Source organism: Providencia sp. PROV201 (assembly GCF_028479545.1).
GTDB lineage: Bacteria > Pseudomonadota > Gammaproteobacteria > Enterobacterales > Enterobacteriaceae > Providencia > Providencia huaxiensis.
In genome coordinates this window covers 1-24,447 of sequence record NZ_JAMPNW010000024.1, presented here as the reverse complement: position 1 = coordinate 24,447, position 24,447 = coordinate 1, and the positions used below count along the sequence as shown (strand labels likewise).

Sequence of the window (24,447 nt, the reverse complement as noted above, 5' to 3'; positions counted from 1 at the left end):
TTGATAAAAAAAGCAAAGATGAAGAAAAATCTTTGCTAGAAAAGAAATAAAAAGGGATATGGTTTCATTTAGGCGTTTATTTTTTAGTATAAACCCAATTTTTTATATCAATAGGCTTAGTGATAATTTTGTTATCAATCAAAAATTGTTGAGTTTGCTTTAACTTACGGATGTCATTATCAGTAATATTAACGGAATAGCGTTTAGAAAAACTATCTATACTATGAAAATCATGTATTTTTTTAATGATTTCAACATTAGTATCGCTTTCTTTAGCAAGTAAAATTTCTGCCTGATCGGGATTATTTTGCGCATATTTACTTGCTTTTAATAAAGCAATATTCATTGCTTTAATCACATTCTCATTTTGATTTATGAATGCTTCTCGCCCTACGATAACAGAAATACCTGAGAGTTCAGGTTCAGTACGGGTTGAATAAAGTGTTGTAATAGTTGGGGATTTATTTTCTAAACGGGCGGTACTTTGCTCAGTCCATACCATCGCATCAATTGCTCCGTTTAATAATGCGGATTCAGCATCATTTGTCATTTGAATAATATTGAAGTCAGATAATTTATACCCTTGTTGTTCAATAAATAGCGTGAAATACCGTTGCATATACGTTCCTCGTGGTAATGCAACTTTCTTGCCTTTAAGGTCAGCTAATGAGTGAATATTGCTATCTTTTCTTACTGCGATATTGGCATTGATGGAAGAATCCTCTGACATGATTAATTTTAAGGGGACACCTCTCGATGTGGCTATAATTCCTGGAAAATCAGCATAAACAGCAATATCAATGGCATTTGTCGCTAGGCCTTCATTGACGGCAGGCCCTGCTCCTGCAAAACCAGAAATGGAATATTGGTAATCAACTTTTTGTAGCTCTTCTTCAAGATATCCTAGCTGTTTTGCTAAACCGAGCAAACCACTTAAACGACCATTATTATCTGCTGTGCCAATACGAACAATTTTTTCATTATTTTTACTGTCAGGTAGCCTTTCATCCCCACAACCAACTAGAATGAACGAAATTAATACTATAATAGGAAATTTGATATAATTTAATAATACCATGATATGTTCCTTCTAGATTTCATATTCACTTGCAAAAAGTTCTGCAGAATTATCGAAAAATTCTTGAAGAATAATTCTTTTATAATATGCAAAATCAGAACTGCCTCGATTTCGTGGATAAGGAAGATTAATATCAATTATTTTTTTTATGTTTCCAGGACGGGATGACATTATAATTACTCGATTTCCCAAATATATTGCCTCTTCAATATCATGAGTAACTAAAATCATCGTCAGTTGCTTTTCTTGTTTGATAGATAAAATCTCTCGTTGCATCTCAATTTTGGTTAAAGCATCAAGTGCGCCAAGCGGTTCATCCAATAACAATAGTTCAGGTTGGGTGATTATGGTACGGGCAATTGCTGCACGTTGTGCCATTCCACCTGAGAGTTGTTTGGGATAAGCATTAGCAAACTCAGTCAAGTTTACGAGTTTTAAATAATTTTCAACTAGAATTTTCTTCGTTTTTTTATCTATATGGTCTAATCCGAAAGCGATATTATCGGCAATTGTTAACCAAGGTAGAAGCCTATTTTCTTGAAAAATCATTCCTCTTTCTATATTTGGTTTGGTTATCTCTTTATTTTTAAATAGTACACTTCCACTATTGAATTGGTTTAAGCCTGCAATTATGCGTAGTAAAGTACTTTTCCCACAACCACTATGGCCAACGATAGCAACAAATTCACCTTTTTGAACTTGAAGGTTAATATCTTCTAAAACAGGAAGTAACTTATTATTGATAGTGAAGTTTTTAAATCCATTTTTGATTGATAGCATATCTATCTCCTTTCTGTTCTTAACCATGGCAGCAGGTAATAAGATATAATTAATAAAATCTTATCTAATAATAAACCGACTATACCGATAACAAGAATACCCACTATAACGACTGGGGAATCTAGCATAATCCGGGCATCATTGATGCGATAGCCAATACCCGAGTTAGCTGCGATCATTTCTGCTGCAACAACTGTTGCCCAAGATAACCCCATTGCAAGCCTTAAACCTGTAAATAGGTTGGGAAGTAGTGATGGAATATAAATTTTTCGTAATTTTTGCCAAATATTGAATTGATAAAGATTACCTAATTCAATATAAGTCATAGGTGTCGTTTGTATTCCATTGATAGTACTTAGTAAGATAGGGAAAAAGGCACTTTTTATAATAAGAATAATTTTAGTTACTTCACCAATTCCAAACCATAAAATTAATAATGGTATCCATGCTAGTGGAGGAATTTGACGTATAGCATTTAATGTTAGGTTGAAAATTTGGTTTGTTCGTAGCGACAATGCCATGATAATACCAAGAAAAAAAGCAAAAATAGCAGCGATAACAAAGGCTATTAATACTCGGGATAAACTAATTGATAAATCTTGCCATAATTGCCCAGAATATAGCTGGAAATTCAAAGAATGCCATGCTTGTGGAATAGATGGAAAAATAACAGGGGAAACACCTCCAATTGTTGTTGTAATATACCAAGTTGTAAAAATAATAACTGGAAGTAGAAGCAAGAAAAAACTGTTTTTCAACATGATATATAAGCCTCAATTTATTTTGTCGAAATATTGATTGAGGAAACTCACATATGTTGTTGTATCCTGTAATCCAACGAGTTTATCCACTAATTTCCCATTATTTGAAATTGCAATAATAGGTATGCTTCTAAGTGAATACTTTTGAAGGATTTCAACAGAATTATCTACAGAGAGATAATTGATTTTATTTATTGAGTAACGTTTTACTAATGAAGGCAATAACTCACTCAATACTTTACATTTATTGCACCAACTAGCACCGAAGAATATCAAATTATTTTTATTTTCATTAATAATTGAGTCGAATGTTTCACTATCTATTTCATATATGTTATCGGAAAAGAAAAAGGTATCAGATTTCTTAGAGGGATGATTATCTCTAGTTCGAGCAATACATAAGATATCATCATCTGAAATTTTATGTTTTATTATTCCTTCGATATACACTCCTGTAATTGTATCTTTAGGAGCTGCATTTGGTAATCGGAATTGAGAGACATCCATAGGTGCTATGCTATTTTCTTCAGGTATATCTAATTGAGGGATCCAATCATAAGGGATTCTATAAGCACGATAGATCATATTATTGCGTTTTTTTCCTTCTCGCCAGTAAGGCGAGACATATTCCCACACAATCTCATGTTCAGCTGTTATTTCAATCAATCGCCCATTTGAGCCTTCGGTAATTAAAGTATTACCATTTGGTAGACGCTGAGCGCTACTTACATATGGGCTATAGAATCGACTTGAATCCATGGGAGCGGCAAAGCCTAGTTTTTCTGCATCATGTTGCCAAATAATTTCGAGAGTAACTGGGGTTATTTCTAATACTCGAGAACTATCTCGCCAAGCATTTTTTAAGCCATATACAGATGAAGGGTTTGGTGCTCCATAACCTGCCCAGCCGCCATTATCAAAAATTAATAGATTTCCTGCGCCTGGAAGGCCATGAGGTATAATATGAGCATGATGAGGTCCGATAATCCAACCAAGATGATGAACTTGTTTGTTGTTATAATCGGGCCCTAATTGCCAAACTATTTTTCCAGTTTTCCGGCTCGTTATTCCGATTATATTTGCTTCTCTAGAATCCCAAATAATATTATCAGGATGAAAACGTTCGTCTCCATTATCATAATGTAGATTTGGTCCTATACGAGACATGGTATTAATATGTAGATAATCTCCCATGCCTCCACCGGCACTACGCATATTTGGGTCACGATATAAAACATTTCTAGCTTCTTCGCTGAAATTTAATTCTGAAAAGTGATCGCTAAATGCCCATTGCCAGATAATATTACCTTGCCAATCTACTTCGATAAAAATATCATCAAGTAGCCATTTATCTGATATTTCAGGTTTGTAAATATTCTTATGGCATAGTATTAGAGTATTTCCGCTATGGGTTTGTGATGTTAATGTAGGAGAATAATAACCAACAGGGTTACCATCACGTTGAAAATCATGATGTTGTCTTGCCATCCATATTATTTCTTGATTGGGATCTTGTATTTTTTCTAATTTATTGAATGACCATATAATGTTACCATCCCAATCAAATTGAACTAAATCAACTTGATCTTGAACACCATATTTAGGTGATCGCAAACCATGACTACCAAATAAATATCCACCAGGTAAAATTTTATTAGGAAAACCATCAACTCCTTGCCATAAATGCACTTCTCGGCCATTCATATCAATTAATAGCGCACCTTTTCCAGGTGCGTTAAAAAGGGTATAACCACTAAATGTTTTTTCTTTATTGAAAATAGTAGTTCCTGAAGGATAAATACTTGGGTGTCCCATATTAAATATTCCTATAGTAAATTTTTTCTATGTGGAATAATGGTGTAAAGGTAATGGGTTTTGAAATATCTTTTATTATGGTGTTATAACTTAATAGAAAAATAAAGTAATGTTCTATTAAGTGTTTATATTTATAATATTAAGTAATAAGAATATAATACGTAATTAATACAAAAAGTTAAAAATATGATTGATTTTTTCCTAGTGATGGCAATGAGTATTGCTCATATTTTATGATTAGTAGCACAGTATGAATGATATTAAACTATATATGAATTCATTTACTGATCGTTACTTGCGGGCTAACATCGCGTTAGCCCGCAAAATTTAACGGCCTAAATAGCTATCCCAATCTTTCCAAACGGGCTGTAAACCGGCTTGCACAAGGGCATGTGCGACTTGTGTGGCACTGCGGTTATCATTTGGGGAAAACTGTTCTAGCTCTTCTTTGGTATCTGCATATCCACCCGGCTGGGTTTTCGAACCCGCACTGACGTTATTAATTGCCAATGGCACGACGTGATCACGGAAATAAGGCGATTCACGGGTTGAGAGGGAAAGCTCAACATTCGGTGCGAGTAAGCGAAAAGCACAAATTAATTGCACTAATTCTGCCTCACTCATCAGTGATGCCGGTTCAACGCCACCCGCACAAGGGCGTAAGCGAGGAAAAGAGATAGAATAACGACTTTGCCAATAGTATTGCTGTAAGTACAACAAATGTTCTGCAACCATATAGCAATCGGTACGCCAACTGTTTGATAAACCAATTAACGCGCCAAGGCCGATTTTATCTATACCTGCTTCCCCTAAACGCTCAGGAGTGGCTAGGCGCCAGTGAAAATCCTGCTTTTTGCCTTTGAGATGATGTAGCTGATACGTGGGCTCATGGTAGGTTTCTTGATAGACCATCACACCATCTAACCCCAACGTTTTCAACTCCTTATATTCCTCTGTGCTTAATGGCTGCACTTCCATCATTAAGGAACTGAAATAAGGGCGAATGATGGGGAGTGTGTGACGGAAATAGTCCATACCCACTTTACTTTGGTGTTCCCCAGTGACCAGCAATAAGCTATCAAAACCAATTTTGCGAATGGTTTCGCACTCATTAATGATTTCATCGTCACTTAGGGTTTTACGTTTAATTTTATTACTCATCGAAAAACCGCAATAAGTACAATCGTTTGCGCATAGGTTCGATAAATAAAGTGGCACGTAAAACCCAACTGCATGGCCAAAGCGCTGGCGGGTGAGTTTCTGAGCCTTTTGTGCCATTAGTTCAATATAGGGGCGAGCAGCAGGGGAAAGCAGCGCCATAAAATCATCGAGTGTGAGTATGTCTGCCGCTAAAGCGTGTTCCACATCGACAGCGGTTTTACTGTTTATCCGCAGTGTCGTATCGTCCCAATCCAGCGCTTGTAAGCGTTCTTGGAAACTTGGGGTCATGATAAGGTCCCTAAGAAACTGGTCAACGGGCTTGATGCTTGCGCCTGTTGCTTCGGTGCAGCTAACCCACTTTGATAGGCCAATTCAGCGGCTTCGACAGCCAGTTTAAACGCTTTTGCCATAAGTACCGGTTGCTTAGCTACCGCGATTGCGGTATTGACTAAAACGGCATCAGCACCCATTTCGATCGCTTCTGCCGCATGGCTTGGTGCACCAATTCCTGCATCTACGACGACAGGGACAGAAGCTTGTTCAATAATGATACGAAGCATTTCTTTGGTTGCTAAGCCTTTGTTTGTGCCTATCGGTGCGCCTAATGGCATCACAGCGGCACAGCCAACTTCTTCTAAACGACGGCATAACACTGGGTCTGCGCTGCAGTAAGGCAATACAACGAATCCCTCTTTAACGAGCTGCTCCGCGGCAAGCAATGTCTCGATAGGATCGGGTAGCAAATAACGCATATCTGGATGAATTTCGAGTTTGACCCAATTGGTACCGAGGGCTTCTCGAGCTAGGCGCGCGGCAAACACCGCCTCTTGGGCATTTTTCGCACCAGAGGTATTCGGTAATAGTTTCACACCCAGTTCTTGCAGAGGTTGTAGAATGCCATCATCTTGCCCACGTAAGTCAATACGCTTCATTGCCATTGTCACCAATTGACTGCCTGAGGCCGCAATGGCGTCTTGCATTAGGTTGGCGCTGGCAAATTTACCTGTTCCAGTAAACAGGCGTGAGTGAAAAGTTAAATCTGCGATTTTTAACATTATTAGCCCCCAGCGATAGCTTGAAATAACAAGATATTGTCTTGGTCATTAATGAGATGCGAATCCCACTGACTTTTAGGAATGATCACTTGGTTGATAGCAAGTGCAGTTCCCACTATTGGGCGGTTGAGAGTGGAAAATAATTGATTAACCGTCAGTGGGGCGTCGAATTCCATAGGTTGGTCGTTAATTATGATATGCATGTTTCTTCCCGACAGATTGGGCATTGCAATGACGGCGTTAATTGCAATGTATTCCATTGTTGTTGTTTTCCATCGAACAAACGCAATTTACCACTCAGTGAAGAGGGAAGGCCGACAAGTAATTTAATGGCTTCCAGTGCTTGCAGCGTGCCGATGATCCCAACTACAGGCCCTAATACCCCAGCAGTGCGGCAGTTGCGCTCAGGTTCATCTTGGTCTGGATATAAACAGGCATAGCAACCGGTGCTAAATGGCGGTTCAAGAACCATTAATTGGCCGCCAAACCCAACCGCACTACCGCTAACTAAGGTTGTATTGGTCATGACACAAGCGGCATTAACTGCGTGACGAGTGGCCATGTTATCGCAGCAATCAAGCACTAAATCGACTTGCTCAGCTAAAGGAATTAAAGTCTTAACATCCAACTTTTGTGCGACAACATGGGTTCTTACCAACGGATTGAGCTGATGCAGTCTATCTGCGGCCAGCTGGGCTTTTGGCTGGCCGATATCATCAGTATCATAAAGCACCTGCCGTTGTAAGTTAGAAACATGTAAATCATCGTGATCGGCTAGCCACAATTCGCCGACACCAGCCCCCGTTAAATAAAGGGACGCGGGAGAGCCTAAGCCCCCTAAGCCAACAATGAGGACTTTGCTATTTTTCAGTTTTTGTTGCCCCTCGGGACTGATATCTTCGAGTAGTAGCTGGCGGCTGTAACGCATGAATTCTTGGTCACTTAACATGAATGAATTCCTTAAATCATCACTAACCCTGTTTTATGATGATAAAGCAGGGCGAGTTATGTGATTAAAAATTGGCTAGTTGGCAGTATTGCGCTCAATTAAATTCAGCAAGGTTTCTGTTGCAGCTAGCCAATCATCTGCTTTGGTAATCGCACTGACCAGCGCGATGCTGCCTACTCCAGTTGCTAGCACGGCAGGGACTTTATCAATAGAAATCCCACCAATGGCGACCGTTGGGTAATCAGGCGTTGCTTCCACCATGGCTTTAAGTGTTTCTAAACCCTGAGGCGAAGATGGCATCTCTTTCGTTTGTGTTGGAAAGATATGCCCCATAGCAATGTAAGAAGGACGCACGGATTTTGCGATAGCCAGTTCATGCTCATCGTGCGTTGATATTCCTAACCGTAGCCCAGCTTGGTGTATTGCCAGTAAGTCGGTCGTTTCCAAATCTTCTTGGCCCAAATGTACGCCATAGGCACCGAACTCAACGGCTAAGCGCCAGTAATCGTTAATGAATAAACGTGCATTATGTTTTTTACCCAAAGCGATGGCTTTTTGAATATCATCACGCACATCTGCGTCAGATTTGTCTTTGATACGCAATTGGATTGTGGAAACACCTGCATCAAGCAAACGTTCAATCCATTCAACGGAATCCACAACGGGGTAAAGCCCAAGGTGTTGTTCGGTCTCTGGAAAGGGTGATGTTGGCGTTATAATAGCATTAGGCATTTTCATTCACCTCTGCATTCACAATTTCAGCTCCGTGATAGAGCTCGCTGCCATGGGCACGAAAGGCCTCAGACATCTGTTCCATACCTGCTTCTTTTTCGTTTGCTTCTTTTTGGGCTGCGTAATCACGGACTTCTTGGGAAATCTTCATCGAACAGAATTTTGGTCCGCACATTGAGCAGAAATGGGCAATTTTTCCAGAAGCTTGTGGCAAGGTTTCATCGTGATATTTGCGAGCAGTTTCAGGGTCTAATGCCAAGTTAAATTGGTCTTCCCAACGGAATTCAAAACGGGCTTTGGACATGGCATTATCACGAATTTGCGCACCGGGGTGGCCTTTAGCAAGGTCAGCGGCGTGAGCTGCGATCTTATAAGTGATTAGCCCTTGTTTAACATCGTCTTTATTTGGTAAGCCTAAATGCTCTTTCGGGGTGACGTAGCACAGCATTGCACAACCAAACCAGCCGATCATGGCGGCACCAATACCAGAGGTAAAGTGGTCGTAACCCGGTGCAATATCGGTAGTGAGTGGACCTAAGGTATAAAAAGGCGCTTCATGGCAGTGCTCGAGTTCTTCCGTCATATTACGGCGGATCATCTGCATTGGCACGTGACCAGGGCCTTCGATCATCACTTGGACATCATATTCCCATGCAATTTTGGTTAACTCGCCAAGGGTATGGAGCTCAGCAAATTGTGCTTGGTCGTTGGCGTCTTGGATTGAACCTGGGCGCAGGCCATCTCCTAATGACAAGGAAACGTCGTAAGCGGCACAAATTTCACAAATTTCACGGAAGTTTTCATATAAAAAGTTTTCTTGGTGATGAGATAAACACCATTTTGCCATGATGGAACCACCGCGAGAGACGATCCCCGTTAGGCGTTTGGCGGTCATTGGCACATAACGTAATAATACGCCAGCGTGGATAGTGAAGTAGTCGACGCCTTGCTCTGCTTGCTCTAATAATGTGTCACGGAACATTTCCCACGTAAGATTTTCAGCGACACCGTTCACTTTCTCGAGCGCTTGGTAGATAGGTACTGTTCCAATCGGCACAGGGCTATTACGTAAAATCCATTCGCGAGTTTCGTGAATATAACGGCCAGTGGATAAATCCATGACCGTATCTGCGCCCCAACGCGTCGACCAAATCAGTTTTTCCACTTCCTCTTCAATGGATGAGGTGACCGATGAATTACCAATGTTGGCATTCACTTTAACCAAGAAATTGCGACCAATAATCATCGGCTCCGATTCGGGATGGTTGATATTGGCTGGGATGATGGCACGACCCGCTGCCACTTCTTGGCGAACAAATTCAGGGGTAATATTTTCCGGTAAATTTGCGCCAAAGCCTTGCCCTGGGTGTTGTTGTAATAAAACTTCGCCACGAATGCGTTCACGCCCCATATTTTCACGGATTGCAATAAACTCCATCTCAGGGGTTACGATACCTTTTCGTGCATAGTGTAATTGGGTAACACACTTGTTAGTTTGGGCTTTTAATGGGTGGGGGCGGTTGTTAAAGCGCAGATGGTCAAGGCCTGCATCAGCGAGACGCTGTTGGGTAAAATCGGAACTTAAATTTTCGACAGGTTCGGTATCAGCACGTTCACTTATCCATGGCGCACGAATTTTTTTAAGGCCTTTATGGACATTTAATTCAGAAACTGGGTCGCCGTAAGGGCCAGATGTATCATAGATAGGAACGGGTTCGTTATCTTCAAATTGTGGGTTGTCTTTATCGCCCCCGATCAAGGTTTGAGAGAGTTGGATTTCTCGCATCGGGACTTGGATATCGTCTCTAGAACCTTGTAAATAAATACGCTGTGAATTAGGAAACGAAACGCCAGAAACGGTATTAATAAAGGTTTCAGCGGCATCACGTTGAGCTTTACGGGTGCGAGCCGGGGCTGCTTGTGGCGATAAATCAGCAGTAGGGATGATATTTTGTTCTGTATTATTGGACATAGCAATTTCCTGACATTGTCACGGCTATCACAGTTTAGTGAGTAGCGGGTTTATCGAAAGAAAGTTGCTTGTCAGGAGTTCGGAGGAGTAATAAAAAGGCTTGCGCTGAATTTTTCACCAAATATAGTGGGGTGAAATGACGCTGAGTGATTACTCTTGTTCCCTTCGCGGGTATTAACCCGATCAGGTTCCGCGGATCCCGAATTAACGGTCTCAGCCTGATGCGTATGCATACTAGGCACTCCGACAAGAGGTTTCAGTATAAGCTTTCCTTATCATTCTTCAAGCGATAAGTGCTTCCTCGTCATTCTTCGCGCGATAGGTGCGTCGATTTCATAGATTTACCCGAATCACATACTTATGTATGCTCATCGGGATAATTCTATTTATCTCCTTCCTCTAGCACGAATAATTTAGAGGAACCTTTGAAAAGATTAGTTAGTTAAAACCAAAATTAAAACCAAGTTTGAAATTAAAATTGGGCTTACAAACCCCAAGTATGTTGTGGCCAATTGTGTTTGAGTGCGGCTTGCGTTAGGCGTTCGTCGCCGTTGATAATAAATACTTCATCGGCAAATTGGCACATTGGGAGATCGTTAGCGGAGTCGGTGTAGAAATACACATAGGCGTCAGTGATCGGCTGGTGGCGGATCCAATCTAATAGGCGTTTGACTTTGCCTTCTTTAAAGGTTGGGATACCGTCAATTTCTGTGGTGTAGCAGCCATCTTGTTGCTTGATATCGATCCCCATTGCGATATCTGCACCCAGTTGATCCGCAATTTTTTTCACAATAAATGAAACAGTTGCGGAGATCACAATAATTGGGATCCCTTTGGCTCGATAATTTGCGATCGTTCTAATCGCTTCAGGGTAGATCCGCGGTAAAATCACACTTTGTACAAAATCATCCAACCAGATATCTACTTGCTCAGCTTTTACATTGGCGAGAGTCTGCAGGTTAAAACGTAAGTAAGTTGGCATGTCTAATGTACCTGCATTATATTGCGCCATCATGGCTTTATCCGCTTCCACAAATTGCGGATTACTGATGATTTGTTTATCCCACAGGTATTGTGTCCACAATACGCTGCTATCACCTTGAATTAACGTATCATCTAAGTCAAAAATGGCCAGTTGGTTTTGCATTATATTCCTATTCACTGATTAACTAAGTGTGCGAATTTCATTTTTATTAAACATAAGTTGAAGGTGAGTTCCTGGTTCAAATAAACGCTCAGATGAGCGGTTAAGTAAATCCACCGTCATATCACCTGCAGGGGTATTCACACTATAACGAATAATATTGCCGAGCAATTGATGGTCCAATATCACGGCATCAACAGGGTGAGAAATATGGCTACCATATTGGCGCCCCGCTTCTTTGACATATATAGACTCAGGACGGATAGCCAGTGTACCTTGTAAATTAAGGCCTAACATTGTATTGGCTTTTTCTGAATCAACAAGGTTGTAGTGCCCCATAAACCGAGCAACAAACTCTGTTGCCGGTTGGGTATAAATATTCTCTGCCGTATCGCTTTGCACGATCTGGCCTTTATTCATAAGAAAAATACGATCAGACATAATCATCGCTTCATCTTGATCATGAGTAACAAAAATTGTGGTTAAGCCTAACTCACGTTGAATTTGGCGGATTTGCTGGCGTAAGTGCTTGCGAATGCGTGCATCAAGAGCGGAAAGCGGCTCATCAAGTAACAAAATTTGTGGTTTCATCACCAATGCTCTTGCTAGCGCAACGCGTTGGCGCTGTCCCCCTGACAGTTGATGAGGAAATTGTTGTTCTTTGCCTTGCAATTCAACTAATTCAATCACTTCAGCGACTGCTTTAGATCTCGCTTGGCTATCAATTTTACGCATTTTTAAACCAAACGCGATATTGTCAACCACAGTCATGTTGGGAAATAACGCATAGCTTTGGAACACCATACCCACTCCGCGTTGTTGCACGGCTTGGTAGGTTACATTCTGGCGATTAATATAAAGTTCACCATGATTAAGTTGTTCAAGCCCTGCAATACAGCGTAATAAGGTAGACTTTCCGCAACCACTTGGCCCTAGTAGGGTAATAAATTCACCTTTTTCGATAGTAAATTGAATATCAGCAAATACCTGATTAGTGCCAAAAGATTTGGCTAAATTTTCCGCAATAACATAACTCATCATTCATCTCCTGAACGATTTAATCGCATTGCTAACCACGTCAGCAATAAGGTAAATAGAAAATAAGACATCACCAGGGCAGAAGTGAAGTGTCCGCTGGTTTGTCGCATATTGAAAAGATAGATTTGCAAAGTTTCATAGCGTGTTCCCACAAGGATATTGGCAAACACAAATTCACCCATTAAAAATGAAAATGAAATTAATAATGAAACCAACATACCTTTGCGAATATTGGGTAACACAATCATCATGAAGGCTTGGAAAGTACTGGCACCGAGTAAATGTGCTGCATCCATTAAGTCATGTAAATTAATGCCTTGGAAGCTATTCGCAAGCGCACGATACATAAAAGGTAACGTGATGGTGAAATAGGTACCAATCAGGATCCAAGGGGTGCCAACTAACATGAATGGTTCATCGGCAAATATTTGCAGCAAGCCCACCGATGAGACCACAGGCGGGATCGCAAAGGGTAAAATAATCAGTAAATCCATTACCCCTTTGAGTTTGGGGAACCGATAAAATACTGTAAACGTCATCGGTAAAATAATTAATGTGCTAACCAGTAATGTACCAAAGCAAATAATCAATGAACGACCAAACGCCATGAGAAAACGCGGGTCTTGCCATAATTGTAGATACCATTTGATGGACAAGGCGTCAGGTAGCACAGTGGCTCCCCAAGAACTGGCGATGGAATACAAAAATGTGGCAATAATAGGTAACGCTAGTAGGCTAGCAACACTGATTAGTACTAACTTATGAAGCCATAACCCAGAGGGTTTATTGCCATTGGTTATGGCTGGGCTAATCGCATTATTATTTTGCATGGTAGCTCCGCTTGATTAACCAATGATGTATGGCAGTGATAAAAGCTAAGATAGCGATAAGTAGCATTGATAACGCAGCAGCCATATTCGGTTCGAGAAACAAATCACCAGAAACTAAACTGGCAATTCGGATAGTCACAAGGTTGTAATTACCACTCGTTAACGCATAAGTACTGGCGTATGCGCCCATTGCATTAGCAATTAAGATAATAAAAGTGCCAAGTAAAGCAGGAGAAAGCACTGGAATAGCGACTTTTAACCAATAGGTCAGCTTACTTGCACCCATCGTTTTCGCTGCGTCTTCCCACTCCGGTTTTAGTGCGTCAAAGGCGGGGTAGAGCAACAACACACCTAATGGGATCTGAAAATACACATACAACAGCATTAAGCCGCTGGCGCTGTATATATTAAAATCTTCGATAATCCCCCATGATTTAAGTTGTAAGGTAATCGCCCCATTGAAGCCCAAAATAATAATGAATGCGAAAGCAAGGGGAACACCGCTGAAATTACTGGCCATGGTGGTGAAGGAGATCATTATTCGGCGAATTTTCCCTTGCATTTTATAAATGGAAAATGCCGTGATACTGGAAATAAATAAGCCAATCACACTACAAATAATGGAAAGCCATAAGGTATTTTCAAACGCTTGCAAGTAAAAATCATTATTGAATACCTCAAGATAGTTACCTAATGACCATGCTTCTTCGTAGATAAAGCTATTAATGAGCACCCAAATCATTGGGGCGATTTGGAATAAACTAAACAACACAAAGAATGGCAAAAGTAGAGGTGCAGCGCGCCAATGAAAACGAGCAAAGCGTTTTTTCAACATGGCAATTTTTCCCTGTTGTTGGTATGTCTGTTCACAGGGGGCAGGAATATCAGCCATTACAAATCTCCTCGTAATAGCGCATCACAAACCGGTTTATCGAGAGAGTTGGCACCGAGTAAACGACAAATGGTTCCGCAAATTGCTGTCTGCTCAATATTGCAGGGTTGATGAGAAAACTGCGAACCGACCACAAACAATGGTACTAAACACTCTTCGGGGGGTGTTCCACCATGGCTACGATCATTATTCATACCATGATCACTCGTGATCATGATTTGATAGCCTTGCTCAACCCATGTAGGAATATAATTCGACAGGATAATATCTGCATGGCGTGCTGCATTACGATATTGGGGCGAATCAAAACCGAACTTGTGCCCTGTGTCGTCTATATTCATAGGGTGGATCAATAAAAAATCAGGGTTAAATTGAGTCCGTAAATATTCCGCATCGACAAATAAATGGTCATCAGGGTAATGGTCTGCTTGATAAAAGCAGCCATGTTGGATAGCGAGTGAGTCATCGTGGGTGAAGCGGTCTCGTAAGGCAACAAAAGGAGCCCGGTTATACAGTTCACTCACCCAATAATAAGCGGCGGCGGCAGTTGTTTTCTCAGCTTGACGAGCAAGGGAAAAGAGACTCTCAAAGTGAGAAAGGCGGACAATTTGGTTATTTACAATACCACTTTTGACCGGGGGAACCCCCGTCAGTATGCATTCATATAAAGGGCGAGACATCGAAGGAAGCTCACACTCTAATTGGTAAAGTGTTGCACTGTTGGCTTTGATTAAGCCGTTGAGATAGCCCATGCAATGATGGGCTACTGAATAACTTAAACCGTCTAGGACAACAAGTATGACTTTTTCAGACATTAATTTTTCCTAAAATCAATACATTGATTACTGCTGGTGGATCAAAACTTGCTGTTGCCACATTTTAGGGAGATTACGAGATGATTTTTCCCAGCCTTCTGCATTTTTAATGGGTTGAACATTTTTATATTGTTCTTCTGGTAATAATTTGGCTTTAATATCATCAGGTAACGTTAAATATTGTGCACGAATTGGTCGTGCATAACCTTCAGCAAGGTTAATTTGCCCTTTATCACTGAAAATAAACTCACGAGCTAACTTCGCTGCGTTAGGGTTTTTGGCGAATTTGTTGATAATAGTGGTGTAACCCGAAATCACGGAGCCATCAGATGGGATCACAACCGTAAAGCGATCGCGATTGATCTGATCACGGTAATTCAGTGCGTTAAAGTCCCATAATATGCCAACTTCGACTTCACCTTTTTCGATATTTGCGACAGTTGGGTCATTAACGGATAGGCGTTTTTGTTTGGCGAGTTCAGCAAAAAATTCAATAGCAGGCTTTAGGTTGTTTTCATCCCCACCACGCGCAAATGCAGCTGCCAGTACAGCGTTATTCGCTTGTGCAGCGATCCCAACATCCCCAACGGTGACTTTATATTTCCCTTTTAGTAGGTCATCCCAGCTTTTCGGTGCATCTTTTACTAAATCATTATTGATCATAAAAGCGATAGACCCCGTATAGGCTAAAGCCCAATGACCGTCTTTGTCTTTTGCCCAATCAGGAATTTGTGACCAAGTTGTTGGTTTATAAGGTTGCGTCACTCCTTTTTGTACGGCAACAGGCCCAAAGGAGGCACCGACATCACCAATATCTGCCGTTGCATTATTTTTTTCTGCGGCAAATTTAGCAATTTCTTGGGCGGAGCTCATATCGGTATCTTGATGTTTCAACCCATATTGTGTCGCTAAGTCTTGCCAAGTTCCTTTCCAGTTCGCCCAAGTATCAGGCATCCCAACGCTGTAAACTTGTCCTTCTTTTTTCGCTGCATTGATTAACTCTGTTAAATTAGTATCAGCAGCTAATGTCACACTGGATGCGGTCAATGATAGTAAAATCGCAGGAACGATAGTTTTCATTATTTTCTCACTTTTGAAGAACGGTGAACCGTATTGGTTACTTAGCATCCTAATTTTAAGACGTGACAGTTAGTTGATCCTTTTATGACAGTTTTTAGACATTTTATGGAATGGAACGTCTAAAAAGTGTCAAAATTGCTAAAGAAAAACAATGAAACAAACGTTTGAATGACTTTGTGTCAAAAAAGTATATTGTGTCATTAATAGATTTATTTTACCGACAATAAAAACTGACAAAAGACGTGAAAAATGAATAAGTTAAAATTATCAGGAACAGAAAGTGGTTGGTGGTTTATCTGTTTTTCCGGGCGTTTGTGGCTACCTCATGGAGATATTCCTCGAGGTATGGCAAAGGACTATTTGTTAGAAGGAAAAACGGCAACACCCATTGGTGAGTGGCAAGGGGAAATCGTCTGGTTGATAGCCGAAAAAATGCCATCAGATATGGCTTCTCCCCGTATTGTTGCTGCGCAAGATGAAGGCTTATTTCGCCTTGCTGGGCGAGGTGTGCAATTAGCAGAATTCTATCGTTCCCACCGTTATTGTGGTTATTGTGGTACTGCGATGCGCCACAGTGAAACAGAGTGGGCGTGTTTGTGTGACCATTGTCATGAGCGCTATTACCCGCAGATCGCCCCTTGCATTATCGTGGGGATCCGCCGCGATGACCATATTCTATTAGCTCAGCACCGACGCCATTCGCAAAATCCGTTATTTACGGTACTTGCTGGTTTTGTCGAGGTTGGCGAAACATTAGAAGAAGCAGTCATGCGCGAAGTCATGGAAGAGAGCCATATTAAAGTGAAAAATATCCGCTATGTTTCTTCACAGCCTTGGCCTTTTCCTCATTCCTTAATGATGGGGTTCCTCGCGGATTATGAGAGTGGTGATATTAAAGTAGACCCGAAGGAACTGGTGAGCGCAAATTGGTATCATTACGATGATTTACCTTTGATCCCACCGGCAGACACAATAGCTAGGCGTTTGATTGAAGATACGGTCGCATTGTGTCGTCAAAGTGAGTATGAAACGGGGGAATAGCACAGCGCTGATATTGTTATCATTAACATGATACAATAATGAACTTCGCTCTTAGCCATTTGCGGCGGCCACTTATAATAATGGAGTAAATAATGACTGAGTTAAAAAATGACCGCTATCTACGTGCTTTGCTACGTCAGCCTGTAGATGTGACCCCTGTATGGATGATGCGTCAAGCAGGGCGTTACCTGCCAGAATATAAAGCAACTCGCGCGGAAGCTGGTGATTTTATTGCTCTGTGCAAAAACACCGAATTGGCTTGTGAAGTGACATTGCAGCCATTACGTCGTTTTCCATTAGACGCTGCAATTTTATTTTCTGATATTCTTACCATCCCTGATGCAATGGGGCTTGGGCTATATTTTGAAACAGGTGAAGGTCCGCGTTTTCATAAACCTATTATGAGCGCAGCAGATGTAAAAAATATCCCTATTCCTGATCCTGAAATGGAACTTGGTTATGTGATGGACGCAGTTCGTGCCATTCGTAAAGCCCTTGAAGGCAATGTACCACTCATTGGTTTCTCTGGTAGCCCGTGGACACTGGCGACTTATATGGTGGAAGGCGGTAGCAGCAAAGCCTTCACTAAAATCAAAAAGATGATGTACGAAGACCCGAATTCATTGCATTTGTTATTGGATAAACTGGCAGATAGCGTCATTTTATACTTGAATGCTCAAATTCGTGCCGGTGCGCAGTCTGTGATGATTTTTGATACATGGGGTGGGGTATTAACTAAGCGTGATTATTTACAGTTTTCACTGAATTATATGCATAAAATTATTGATGGCTTAATTCGTGAAAATGATGGTCGCCGTGTTCCTGTCACCTTATTTACTAAAGGTGGCGGTCAGTGGTTAGAAGAAATGGCAGCAACGGGTTGTGATGCATTAGGCCTTGATTGGACGACTGAAATTGCCGATGCTCGTCGTCGTGTTGGTGATAAAGTTGCCCTGCAAGGAAATATGGATCCATCCATGTTGTATGCACCTCCTGCGCGAATAGAAGAAGAAGTACAAAATATTCTATCAGGCTTCGGCCAAGGTGAAGGGCACGTATTCAATTTAGGTCATGGTATTCATCAGGATGTTCCACCGGAGCATGCAGGTGCATTTGTGGATGCTGTTCACCGTTTATCCCGCCAATATCATCAATAATTATCGTTTATTGATCTTCTTGATTTGTGGTGTATTTATAGGATCTTGTAAGTACACCATTATCATCTATGATTAAGAATAATTAAATATCATAAGCAATGGACGCATGATGGTTTTAGATACCCAACAGTTACGAACAGAACAAACTAGCCAAGCCTCAAAAATCATTTTGCATGACGAATTTCCACCCCTCAAACTGATTGGTGGGGCTGATGTGGGCTTTGAACAGCAAGGTGAGATTACGAGAGCTGTGGTGGCTGTACTATCTTGGCCACAGTTAGAACTTGTTGAGTATCAAATAGCTCGAATACCGACGCAATTACCTTATATACCGGGGTTACTTTCTTTTCGTGAAGTGCCTGGACTAATGGCTGCGTGGGGAAAAATACAAAACAAACCTGAATTAGTGCTTGTGGATGGACAAGGGATTGCACACCCACGGCGGTTTGGTGTTGCCTGCCATTTTGGGTTACAAGCGAATGTTGCCACAATTGGTGTTGCAAAAAGCCGTTTATGTGGTGATGCAGATGAGTTAAGTGAAGAACCCGAAAGTGTTCAGCCGTTAATGGCAGGTGAAAATCAACTCGGTTGGGTGCTGCGGAGTAAAAAACGCTGCAAACCATTATATGTTTCTCCGGGACATAAAGTCGATTTTTCATCTTCCTTAGAGTGGGTTAGGCAGTGTCTAAAGGGTTATAGGTTGCCTGAACCAACACGTTTTGCTGACGGAATTGCATCAAATCGAACGTTTTTTAAGCGAATGAATGAGAAAATCAGCTAATTATCAGCAAAATATGTGGCATTGACAGATTTTCAGGTAAACTGCGAAGTATTAAGATTGATGAGTCAGAAATTATGTTAAGAAATCCCATTCATTTGAGGTTGGAAAAATTAGAAAGCTGGCAACATACAACTTTCATGGCAAGCTTATGTGAAAGAATGTATCCCAACTTTCAGATGTTTTGTCTGCAAACTGAATTTGCCGATGCAAAAGTTTATCGTTCCATCCTTGATTTAGTTTGGGAAACTTTGGTCATTAAAGATAGCAAAGTCAATTTCGACAGTCAGTTAGAAAAATTAGAAGAAATTATCCCATCAGCGGATGATTTTGATATGTATGGTGTGTATCCAGCTATTGATGCCTGTATTGCATTGGGTGAAATTATTCATTCGAAATTGAGTGGTGAAACCCTCGAACACGCGATATTGGTTAGCGAAGCATCCATTCGTACGGTTGCCATGCTCGAAATGACTCAAGCAGGGCGGGAAATGACAGAAGAAGAACTCAAAGAAATCCCGGCCGTTGAAGAAGAGTGGGATATCCAGTGGGACATTTTCCGCTTACTGGCAGCTTGTGAAGAGCGCGACTTAGAGTTAATTAAAGGATTAAAATCTGACCTCCGCGAAGCGGGGGTGAGCAACATAGGTATTACTTTAAGCTGATTTTTGCATTTTCATTATCGAAAACGTGACTTGACGCAGTAATGCTGAGTACTAAGACTTCACATTTGCCCCTACTCTGGTCTACATTTAGGGGCGAGAAGAAGTGGCTATCGGGGGCGTGTATCAGGGGCTGTCAATTTGGCATATCCGACGCACTCGATGCTTTGCAAACGATAAACACACTGTGTAAGGATAATTTATGAATAAGACTGAATTAGTTGATGCTATCGCAGAATCAGCGGACCTGACCAAAGTTCAGGCAAAAGCAGCATTAGAATCTACTCTGAATGCTATTTCTGAAACGCTGAAAAAAGGCGAGCAAGTCCAACTGGTCGGTTTCGGTACTTTTAAAGTTAGCCATCGTGCTGCACGTACTGGTCGTAACCCACAAACTAAAGCAGAAATCCAAATTCCTGCTACAACTGTACCTGCTTTCTCTGCCGGTAAAGCACTGAAAGAAGCTGTAAAATAAGAACATTGTACAGACGAATTACCAGAGGGGGTAAAAAATTCCCCCTTTTGTTTATTCAAAAAGGGTTGCTGGTATTGGGAGCCATCTCAATGCTAAGCGCCTGTTCTTCTAATGCACCAAAACTTCCTGAGTTTAGTGCAAGTGGTTTTATTGCTGATGATGGCGTCATTCGTATGTGGCGGCTGAATAATGCACAAAGCCAACCTCTTGTCTTAATGGTGGTTTATAGCCCCTATAAAGGCACAGACACTTCCGTTAATTTCTTCGAATACCGCTCCGGTAAACTCTGGCAAATTCGCAGCCAAATCTTGAACCAAAAAAATGGTGATATCACCGAACAATTACGCTTCGATAAAAACAATGACGTTGTTTTTATGCAGCGTGCCCAAGATGGCCATAAAACACCACTTTCAACGGATGACATCACGCGTTGGCGCTTTGAAGCTGAACGAGTACTTGAGACAAACACTGCCCTTATTGTCGGTGGCGTTAAACTTTACCAAGGACGTTGGCAACAAGGCAAAGTGACGACTTGTGAAGGTGATGTGCGAGAAGTAACCTTCGAGCCCTATGCTGAAAATTGGTTACAGAGCCGTGCGAAAGTGTGGCATTCCCAGTTAAATTTAGCGTGGTTGGAGTCTTCAGAGGGGAATCAGCTTTTGATGGTGGCGGATACCGATTTTTGCCGCTGGCAGCCTTCTAAAGATTCGTTGTAATATCACCGCTCGTCGTCTTTCAATCCATAACGTTGTTGGCTGCTCTCAGCTACTTAGGTCACATACTTATGTATGCTCCCTAAGATATCTTCGTTTGCCGCCTAGCTCTGAATTGAAATACTTAGAGCCGATATTTTTGCTCGTCAACTCGTAGCCTTTCGACCTTCAGCATTGTTGGCCGCGGTGACTTAGCCTAGTCACCTTGTCGTCTAGCTGCGAACAGAAATCCTTAGAGTGCTTGTTTGATAGTACAAACAACAATAAAAAAGCTGATAAAAGTTTCCTCTTATCAGCTTAGGGAATGGTTTAGTACTTTGTATTATTTTATACGAGCGATAGCACGGTAGCCGATGTCGTTGCGGTAAAAGTTATCATCCCAGTGAATGGTTTTTGCCACTTCATAAGCTTTGGTTTGCGCTTTAGCGATATCATCGCCTAACGCAGTGACACACAACACACGCCCACCGGCAGTGACTACATCACCATTTTTCAAGCGAGTGCCTGCGTGGAAAACCTTGCTATCAGTGGCTTCAGTGGTTGGTAAACCTGAAATCACATCGCCATTGCGGTAATCACCTGGGTAACCACCCGCGGCAATAACTACCCCTAGAGCAGGGCGCTCATCCCATAATGAATCTTTACCTGCCAGCTCACCTTTCGCACCGGCTAAACATAAAGCGACTAAGTCCGATTGCAAGCGCATCATAATAGGTTGAGTTTCAGGGTCGCCAAAACGGCAGTTGAATTCGATAACCTTTGGGTTACCTGCTTTATCAATCATTAAACCTGCATATAAGAAGCCTTGATAGCGGTTTCCTTCTTGGTCCATGCCTTTAACTGTAGGGTAAATGACTTGTTCCATCACACGCTGGTGTATTTCATCGGTCACGACAGGGGCGGGAGAGTATGCGCCCATTCCACCTGTATTTAGACCAGTATCACCATCACCGACACGTTTATGGTCTTGGCTAGTCGCCATTGGAATGACATTTTCACCATCTACCATAACGATGAAACTCGCCTCTTCACCATCGAGAAACTCTTCAATAACGATACGATGCCCTGCATCGCCAAAGGCATTTCCCGCTAACATATCGTGAACAGCTTCTTTTGCTTCTTGTAAGGTCATGGCAACGATAACGCCTTTCCCCGCGGCAAGGCCGTCAGCCTTAATCACAATAGGCGCACCGACTTTATCTAAGTAAGCCAAAGCGGGCTCTATCTCAGTAAAATTTTCATAAGCGGCAGTTGGAATATTGTGACGAGCTAAAAAATCTTTGGTAAATGCTTTTGAACCCTCAAGCTGTGCAGCACCTTGGGTTGGGCCAAAAATAGTTAAACCGGCAGCCTTAAATGCATCAACAACACCAATAACTAATGGTGCTTCAGGGCCTACAATAGTTAAATCAATTTGTTTTTCTTTAGCAAATTGGAGCAGCCCATCAATATCAGTTGCCGAAATATTCACGTTTTCGAGTGTAGGTTCTAATGCTGTTCCTGCATTACCTGGGGCAACATAGACTTTTTCCGCTAAAGGTGATTGCGCAGCTTTCCATGCCAATGCATGTTCACGACCACCACCACCAATAATTAAAATATTCATGACTAGGCTCCTAATAATTAGTGACGGAAATGACGCATATTAGTGAAAAGCATGGCAATACCATGTTCATTTGCGGCTGCAATCACTTCATCATCGCGAATAGAACCGCCAGGTTGGATAACACAAGTTACGCCAACAGCTGCCGCGGCATCAATACCATCGCGGAATGGGAAAAAGGCATCTGAGGCCATCGCACAGCCAGCGACTTCTAAACCTTCATCTGCGGCTTTAATACCTGCAATTTTTGCAGAATACACACGGCTCATTTGCCCTGCGCCAATACCGATAGTCATATCATTTTGGGCATAAACGATTGCATTGGATTTTACAAATTTCGCGACTTTCCAGCAGAATAACGCATCTTTTAGCTCGCGTTCAGTTGGTTGGCGCTTAGTTACAACGCGAAGTTCTTCTTTTTCAACCATTCCTAAGTCACGGTCTTGCACTAATAAACCGCCATTCACGCGTTTAAAGTCTAAACCTGCAACGGGTTTGCTCCATTCGCCACATTCAAGTACGCGGACGTTTTGTTTAGTCTCAAGAATAGGCAATGCATCTTTAGCAACAGAAGGCGCAATAATGACTTCCACAAACTGGCGTTCAATAATCGCTTGAGCGGTCTCTTTATCTAATTGACGGTTAAAAGCGATAATGCCACCAAAAGCAGAGGTTGGGTCAGTTTTGAATGCGTTATCATAAGCTGTATGAATAGAATCACCGATAGCGACACCACAAGGGTTTGCATGTTTGACAATTACACAAGCAGGTTCTTCGAATGATTTAACACATTCAAGAGCTGCATCGGTATCAGCGATATTATTATAAGACAGTGCTTTACCTTGGATCTGCTGTGCAGTTGCAATAGAAGCTTCTTTTGGGCTTTCTTCTATATAAAAAGCCGCATCTTGATGGCTGTTTTCTCCATAACGCATATCTTGTTTTTTTATAAAGTTTAAATTCAAGGTGCGAGGAAAGCGGCCGGAAGGCTGAGTTGTATCGCCATAATAAGGGGCAACTAATTCACCAAAGTAATTCGCAATCATGCTGTCATAAGCCGCAGTGTGCTCGAAAGCTTTTATTGCGAGGTCAAACCGAGTCGACCAATTTAGCGAGTTTTCGTGATTATCCATCTCATCAATGATGGTTTGATAGTCATTACTATTTACCACAATTGCGACATCTTTATGATTTTTAGCCGCGGAGCGCACCATGGTTGGGCCTCCGATATCAATATTCTCTACAGCATCTTCAAGGGTGCAATTTGGTTTTGCCACGGTTTGGGCAAATGGGTATAGATTAACAACAACCATATCGATAGGCGCGATGTCATGTTGTTGCATGATGGCATCATCTGTACCGCGACGTCCTAAAATTCCGCCATGCACTTTCGGGTGCAATGTTTTCACTCGGCCATCCATCATTTCAGGAAACCCTGTGTAATCTGAAACTTCAGTTACGTTTAATCCTGACTCAGCAAGTAACTTTGCAGTACCGCCAGTAGATAGAAGCTCAACACCACGTTGAGATAACGCCTTAGCGAATTCAACAACCCCTGTTTTATCAGACACACTAAGCAGGGCACGACGAATAGGACGAAGCAGTTGCATGAGATAGATCCCTTGGATTTGAATAAATAAGGCAATAACGAATATCAGTCAGTAAAAACTCAAAGAGCTTTTCTTATATACCTATTATATCTGTTGATGAAAGCCAAGCGGAATTAGCCCGCTTTCCCTATAACAATATATAAGTCACTAACAATTTCAGAACATAAAAACAAAATCAATGCTGAAATTTCGAGCCAATTGTAACGCAAACGTTTGCGTAATGCGCGGTAATTTTTAAATTATTTTCATGTTGTGGATAACTTTGTGCATAAGTCGGTATAAGTGGGGGTTTTGCTGTGGAATGCA

General features: G+C 41.5%; 24 protein-coding genes and 1 riboswitch. Of the genes, 6 read left to right on the top strand and 18 right to left on the bottom strand.

Going from position 1 to position 24,447, the window contains the following annotated elements; translation table 11 throughout:
* Window positions 1-76: 76 nt before the first annotated feature.
* From PR809_RS16855 to PR809_RS16780, 16 genes are all read right to left on the bottom strand, one after another.
* Window positions 77-1,078 carry an ABC transporter substrate-binding protein gene (locus tag PR809_RS16855; protein WP_102140181.1) on the bottom strand — a complete coding sequence of 334 codons (1,002 nt, stop codon included), beginning with the start codon at window positions 1,076-1,078 and terminating at the stop codon, window positions 77-79.
* A 12-nt stretch (window positions 1,079-1,090) separates the two neighbouring features.
* A complete protein-coding gene (locus tag PR809_RS16850; RefSeq protein ID WP_229597510.1) occupies window positions 1,091-1,858 on the bottom strand; it encodes an ABC transporter ATP-binding protein in 768 nt (255 codons plus the stop codon).
* Window positions 1,859-1,860: 2 nt separating this feature from the next.
* Complete coding sequence (locus PR809_RS16845) at window positions 1,861-2,619, bottom strand: ABC transporter permease (protein ID WP_102140179.1); 759 nt, start codon at window positions 2,617-2,619, stop codon at window positions 1,861-1,863.
* Between the two features lie 12 nt (window positions 2,620-2,631).
* On the bottom strand, window positions 2,632-4,434 hold the full coding sequence (locus PR809_RS16840; RefSeq protein WP_206276730.1) for an arylsulfotransferase family protein: 1,803 nt from the start codon (window positions 4,432-4,434) through the stop codon (window positions 2,632-2,634).
* 327 nt (window positions 4,435-4,761) lie between these two features.
* The gene (gene thiH / locus PR809_RS16835; protein ID WP_166268079.1) at window positions 4,762-5,883 is read right to left on the bottom strand and encodes a 2-iminoacetate synthase ThiH; all 1,122 of its coding nucleotides are present in this window, start codon (window positions 5,881-5,883) and stop codon (window positions 4,762-4,764) included.
* Window positions 5,880-6,650, bottom strand: a complete 771-nt coding sequence (locus PR809_RS16830; RefSeq protein ID WP_206276731.1) for a thiazole synthase — start codon at window positions 6,648-6,650, stop codon at window positions 5,880-5,882. The genes thiH and PR809_RS16830 overlap by 4 nt, the downstream gene beginning before the upstream one ends.
* A 2-nt stretch (window positions 6,651-6,652) precedes the next feature.
* Entirely contained in the window at window positions 6,653-6,853 is a 201-nt protein-coding gene (gene thiS, locus PR809_RS16825) for a sulfur carrier protein ThiS (protein ID WP_004264499.1), read from the bottom strand.
* Window positions 6,841-7,599 carry a HesA/MoeB/ThiF family protein gene (locus PR809_RS16820; RefSeq protein ID WP_206276732.1) on the bottom strand — a complete coding sequence of 253 codons (759 nt, stop codon included), beginning with the start codon at window positions 7,597-7,599 and terminating at the stop codon, window positions 6,841-6,843. Before PR809_RS16820 ends, thiS begins: the two co-directional genes overlap by 13 nt.
* Window positions 7,600-7,674: 75 nt before the next feature.
* Complete coding sequence (gene thiE, locus PR809_RS16815; protein WP_206276733.1) at window positions 7,675-8,337, bottom strand: thiamine phosphate synthase; 663 nt, start codon at window positions 8,335-8,337, stop codon at window positions 7,675-7,677.
* Window positions 8,324-10,303: a phosphomethylpyrimidine synthase ThiC gene (gene thiC / locus PR809_RS16810; protein ID WP_102140174.1), complete on the bottom strand. Its 1,980-nt coding sequence runs from the start codon at window positions 10,301-10,303 to the stop codon at window positions 8,324-8,326. The genes thiE and thiC overlap by 14 nt, the downstream gene beginning before the upstream one ends.
* Window positions 10,304-10,446: 143 nt before the next feature.
* A riboswitch (TPP riboswitch) is annotated at window positions 10,447-10,559 on the bottom strand.
* A 228-nt stretch (window positions 10,560-10,787) separates the two neighbouring features.
* The gene (locus tag PR809_RS16805; protein ID WP_102140173.1) at window positions 10,788-11,450 is read right to left on the bottom strand and encodes an HAD family hydrolase; all 663 of its coding nucleotides are present in this window, start codon (window positions 11,448-11,450) and stop codon (window positions 10,788-10,790) included.
* An 18-nt stretch (window positions 11,451-11,468) separates the two neighbouring features.
* A complete protein-coding gene (locus PR809_RS16800; RefSeq protein WP_206276734.1) occupies window positions 11,469-12,485 on the bottom strand; it encodes an ABC transporter ATP-binding protein in 1,017 nt (338 codons plus the stop codon).
* Complete coding sequence (locus PR809_RS16795) at window positions 12,485-13,315, bottom strand: ABC transporter permease (RefSeq protein WP_206276735.1); 831 nt, start codon at window positions 13,313-13,315, stop codon at window positions 12,485-12,487. Before PR809_RS16795 ends, PR809_RS16800 begins: the two co-directional genes overlap by 1 nt.
* Entirely contained in the window at window positions 13,305-14,207 is a 903-nt protein-coding gene (locus tag PR809_RS16790; protein ID WP_206276736.1) for an ABC transporter permease, read from the bottom strand. The genes PR809_RS16795 and PR809_RS16790 overlap by 11 nt, the downstream gene beginning before the upstream one ends.
* Window positions 14,207-15,022: an alkaline phosphatase family protein gene (locus PR809_RS16785; RefSeq protein WP_206276737.1), complete on the bottom strand. Its 816-nt coding sequence runs from the start codon at window positions 15,020-15,022 to the stop codon at window positions 14,207-14,209. Before PR809_RS16785 ends, PR809_RS16790 begins: the two co-directional genes overlap by 1 nt.
* A 27-nt stretch (window positions 15,023-15,049) precedes the next feature.
* On the bottom strand, window positions 15,050-16,102 hold the full coding sequence (locus PR809_RS16780; protein ID WP_102140168.1) for an ABC transporter substrate-binding protein: 1,053 nt from the start codon (window positions 16,100-16,102) through the stop codon (window positions 15,050-15,052).
* Between the two features lie 249 nt (window positions 16,103-16,351).
* Here PR809_RS16780 and nudC point away from each other — a divergent pair, with 249 nt between their 5' ends.
* The 6 genes from nudC (at window position 16,352) to PR809_RS16750 (ending at window position 20,931) form a co-directional block, all read left to right on the top strand.
* Window positions 16,352-17,143 (top strand): NAD(+) diphosphatase, encoded by a 792-nt coding sequence (nudC, locus tag PR809_RS16775; protein ID WP_102140167.1) that lies wholly within the window; start codon window positions 16,352-16,354, stop codon window positions 17,141-17,143.
* A gap of 92 nt (window positions 17,144-17,235) precedes the next feature.
* Window positions 17,236-18,300, top strand: a complete 1,065-nt coding sequence (gene hemE / locus PR809_RS16770; RefSeq protein WP_102140166.1) for a uroporphyrinogen decarboxylase — start codon at window positions 17,236-17,238, stop codon at window positions 18,298-18,300.
* A gap of 109 nt (window positions 18,301-18,409) precedes the next feature.
* Entirely contained in the window at window positions 18,410-19,081 is a 672-nt protein-coding gene (gene nfi, locus PR809_RS16765; protein WP_166268091.1) for a deoxyribonuclease V, read from the top strand.
* A gap of 74 nt (window positions 19,082-19,155) precedes the next feature.
* Window positions 19,156-19,743 carry a YjaG family protein gene (locus PR809_RS16760; protein WP_102140164.1) on the top strand — a complete coding sequence of 196 codons (588 nt, stop codon included), beginning with the start codon at window positions 19,156-19,158 and terminating at the stop codon, window positions 19,741-19,743.
* Window positions 19,744-19,942: 199 nt separating this feature from the next.
* Complete coding sequence (locus PR809_RS16755) at window positions 19,943-20,215, top strand: HU family DNA-binding protein (protein WP_004264522.1); 273 nt, start codon at window positions 19,943-19,945, stop codon at window positions 20,213-20,215.
* A gap of 89 nt (window positions 20,216-20,304) precedes the next feature.
* Entirely contained in the window at window positions 20,305-20,931 is a 627-nt protein-coding gene (locus PR809_RS16750; RefSeq protein WP_102140163.1) for a DUF1481 domain-containing protein, read from the top strand.
* Between the two features lie 319 nt (window positions 20,932-21,250).
* Here PR809_RS16750 and purD read toward each other — a convergent pair whose 3' ends face one another.
* Window positions 21,251-22,534 (bottom strand): phosphoribosylamine--glycine ligase, encoded by a 1,284-nt coding sequence (gene purD, locus PR809_RS16745; protein ID WP_102140162.1) that lies wholly within the window; start codon window positions 22,532-22,534, stop codon window positions 21,251-21,253.
* A gap of 17 nt (window positions 22,535-22,551) precedes the next feature.
* The gene (purH, locus tag PR809_RS16740) at window positions 22,552-24,141 is read right to left on the bottom strand and encodes a bifunctional phosphoribosylaminoimidazolecarboxamide formyltransferase/IMP cyclohydrolase (RefSeq protein ID WP_206276738.1); all 1,590 of its coding nucleotides are present in this window, start codon (window positions 24,139-24,141) and stop codon (window positions 22,552-22,554) included.
* Between the last annotated feature and the right edge of the window lie 306 nt (window positions 24,142-24,447).

Bases quoted from the DNA above. Each gene is read 5' to 3' on its own strand.
- PR809_RS16855 (WP_102140181.1), bottom strand. From the start codon at position 1,078: ATGGTATTATTAAATTATATCAAATTTCCTATTATAGTATTAATTTCG.
- PR809_RS16850 (WP_229597510.1), bottom strand. From the start codon at position 1,858: ATGCTATCAATCAAAAATGGATTTAAAAACTTCACTATCAATAATAAG.
- PR809_RS16845 (WP_102140179.1), bottom strand. From the start codon at position 2,619: ATGTTGAAAAACAGTTTTTTCTTGCTTCTACTTCCAGTTATTATTTTT.
- PR809_RS16840 (WP_206276730.1), bottom strand. From the start codon at position 4,434: ATGGGACACCCAAGTATTTATCCTTCAGGAACTACTATTTTCAATAAA.
- thiH (WP_166268079.1), bottom strand. From the start codon at position 5,883: ATGACCCCAAGTTTCCAAGAACGCTTACAAGCGCTGGATTGGGACGAT.
- PR809_RS16830 (WP_206276731.1), bottom strand. From the start codon at position 6,650: ATGTTAAAAATCGCAGATTTAACTTTTCACTCACGCCTGTTTACTGGA.
- thiS (WP_004264499.1), bottom strand. From the start codon at position 6,853: ATGCATATCATAATTAACGACCAACCTATGGAATTCGACGCCCCACTG.
- PR809_RS16820 (WP_206276732.1), bottom strand. From the start codon at position 7,599: ATGTTAAGTGACCAAGAATTCATGCGTTACAGCCGCCAGCTACTACTC.
- thiE (WP_206276733.1), bottom strand. From the start codon at position 8,337: ATGAAAATGCCTAATGCTATTATAACGCCAACATCACCCTTTCCAGAG.
- thiC (WP_102140174.1), bottom strand. From the start codon at position 10,303: ATGTCCAATAATACAGAACAAAATATCATCCCTACTGCTGATTTATCG.
- PR809_RS16805 (WP_102140173.1), bottom strand. From the start codon at position 11,450: ATGCAAAACCAACTGGCCATTTTTGACTTAGATGATACGTTAATTCAA.
- PR809_RS16800 (WP_206276734.1), bottom strand. From the start codon at position 12,485: ATGAGTTATGTTATTGCGGAAAATTTAGCCAAATCTTTTGGCACTAAT.
- PR809_RS16795 (WP_206276735.1), bottom strand. From the start codon at position 13,315: ATGCAAAATAATAATGCGATTAGCCCAGCCATAACCAATGGCAATAAA.
- PR809_RS16790 (WP_206276736.1), bottom strand. From the start codon at position 14,207: ATGGCTGATATTCCTGCCCCCTGTGAACAGACATACCAACAACAGGGA.
- PR809_RS16785 (WP_206276737.1), bottom strand. From the start codon at position 15,022: ATGTCTGAAAAAGTCATACTTGTTGTCCTAGACGGTTTAAGTTATTCA.
- PR809_RS16780 (WP_102140168.1), bottom strand. From the start codon at position 16,102: ATGAAAACTATCGTTCCTGCGATTTTACTATCATTGACCGCATCCAGT.
- nudC (WP_102140167.1), top strand. From the start codon at position 16,352: ATGAATAAGTTAAAATTATCAGGAACAGAAAGTGGTTGGTGGTTTATC.
- hemE (WP_102140166.1), top strand. From the start codon at position 17,236: ATGACTGAGTTAAAAAATGACCGCTATCTACGTGCTTTGCTACGTCAG.
- nfi (WP_166268091.1), top strand. From the start codon at position 18,410: ATGGTTTTAGATACCCAACAGTTACGAACAGAACAAACTAGCCAAGCC.
- PR809_RS16760 (WP_102140164.1), top strand. From the start codon at position 19,156: ATGTTAAGAAATCCCATTCATTTGAGGTTGGAAAAATTAGAAAGCTGG.
- PR809_RS16755 (WP_004264522.1), top strand. From the start codon at position 19,943: ATGAATAAGACTGAATTAGTTGATGCTATCGCAGAATCAGCGGACCTG.
- PR809_RS16750 (WP_102140163.1), top strand. From the start codon at position 20,305: ATGCTAAGCGCCTGTTCTTCTAATGCACCAAAACTTCCTGAGTTTAGT.
- purD (WP_102140162.1), bottom strand. From the start codon at position 22,534: ATGAATATTTTAATTATTGGTGGTGGTGGTCGTGAACATGCATTGGCA.
- purH (WP_206276738.1), bottom strand. From the start codon at position 24,141: ATGCAACTGCTTCGTCCTATTCGTCGTGCCCTGCTTAGTGTGTCTGAT.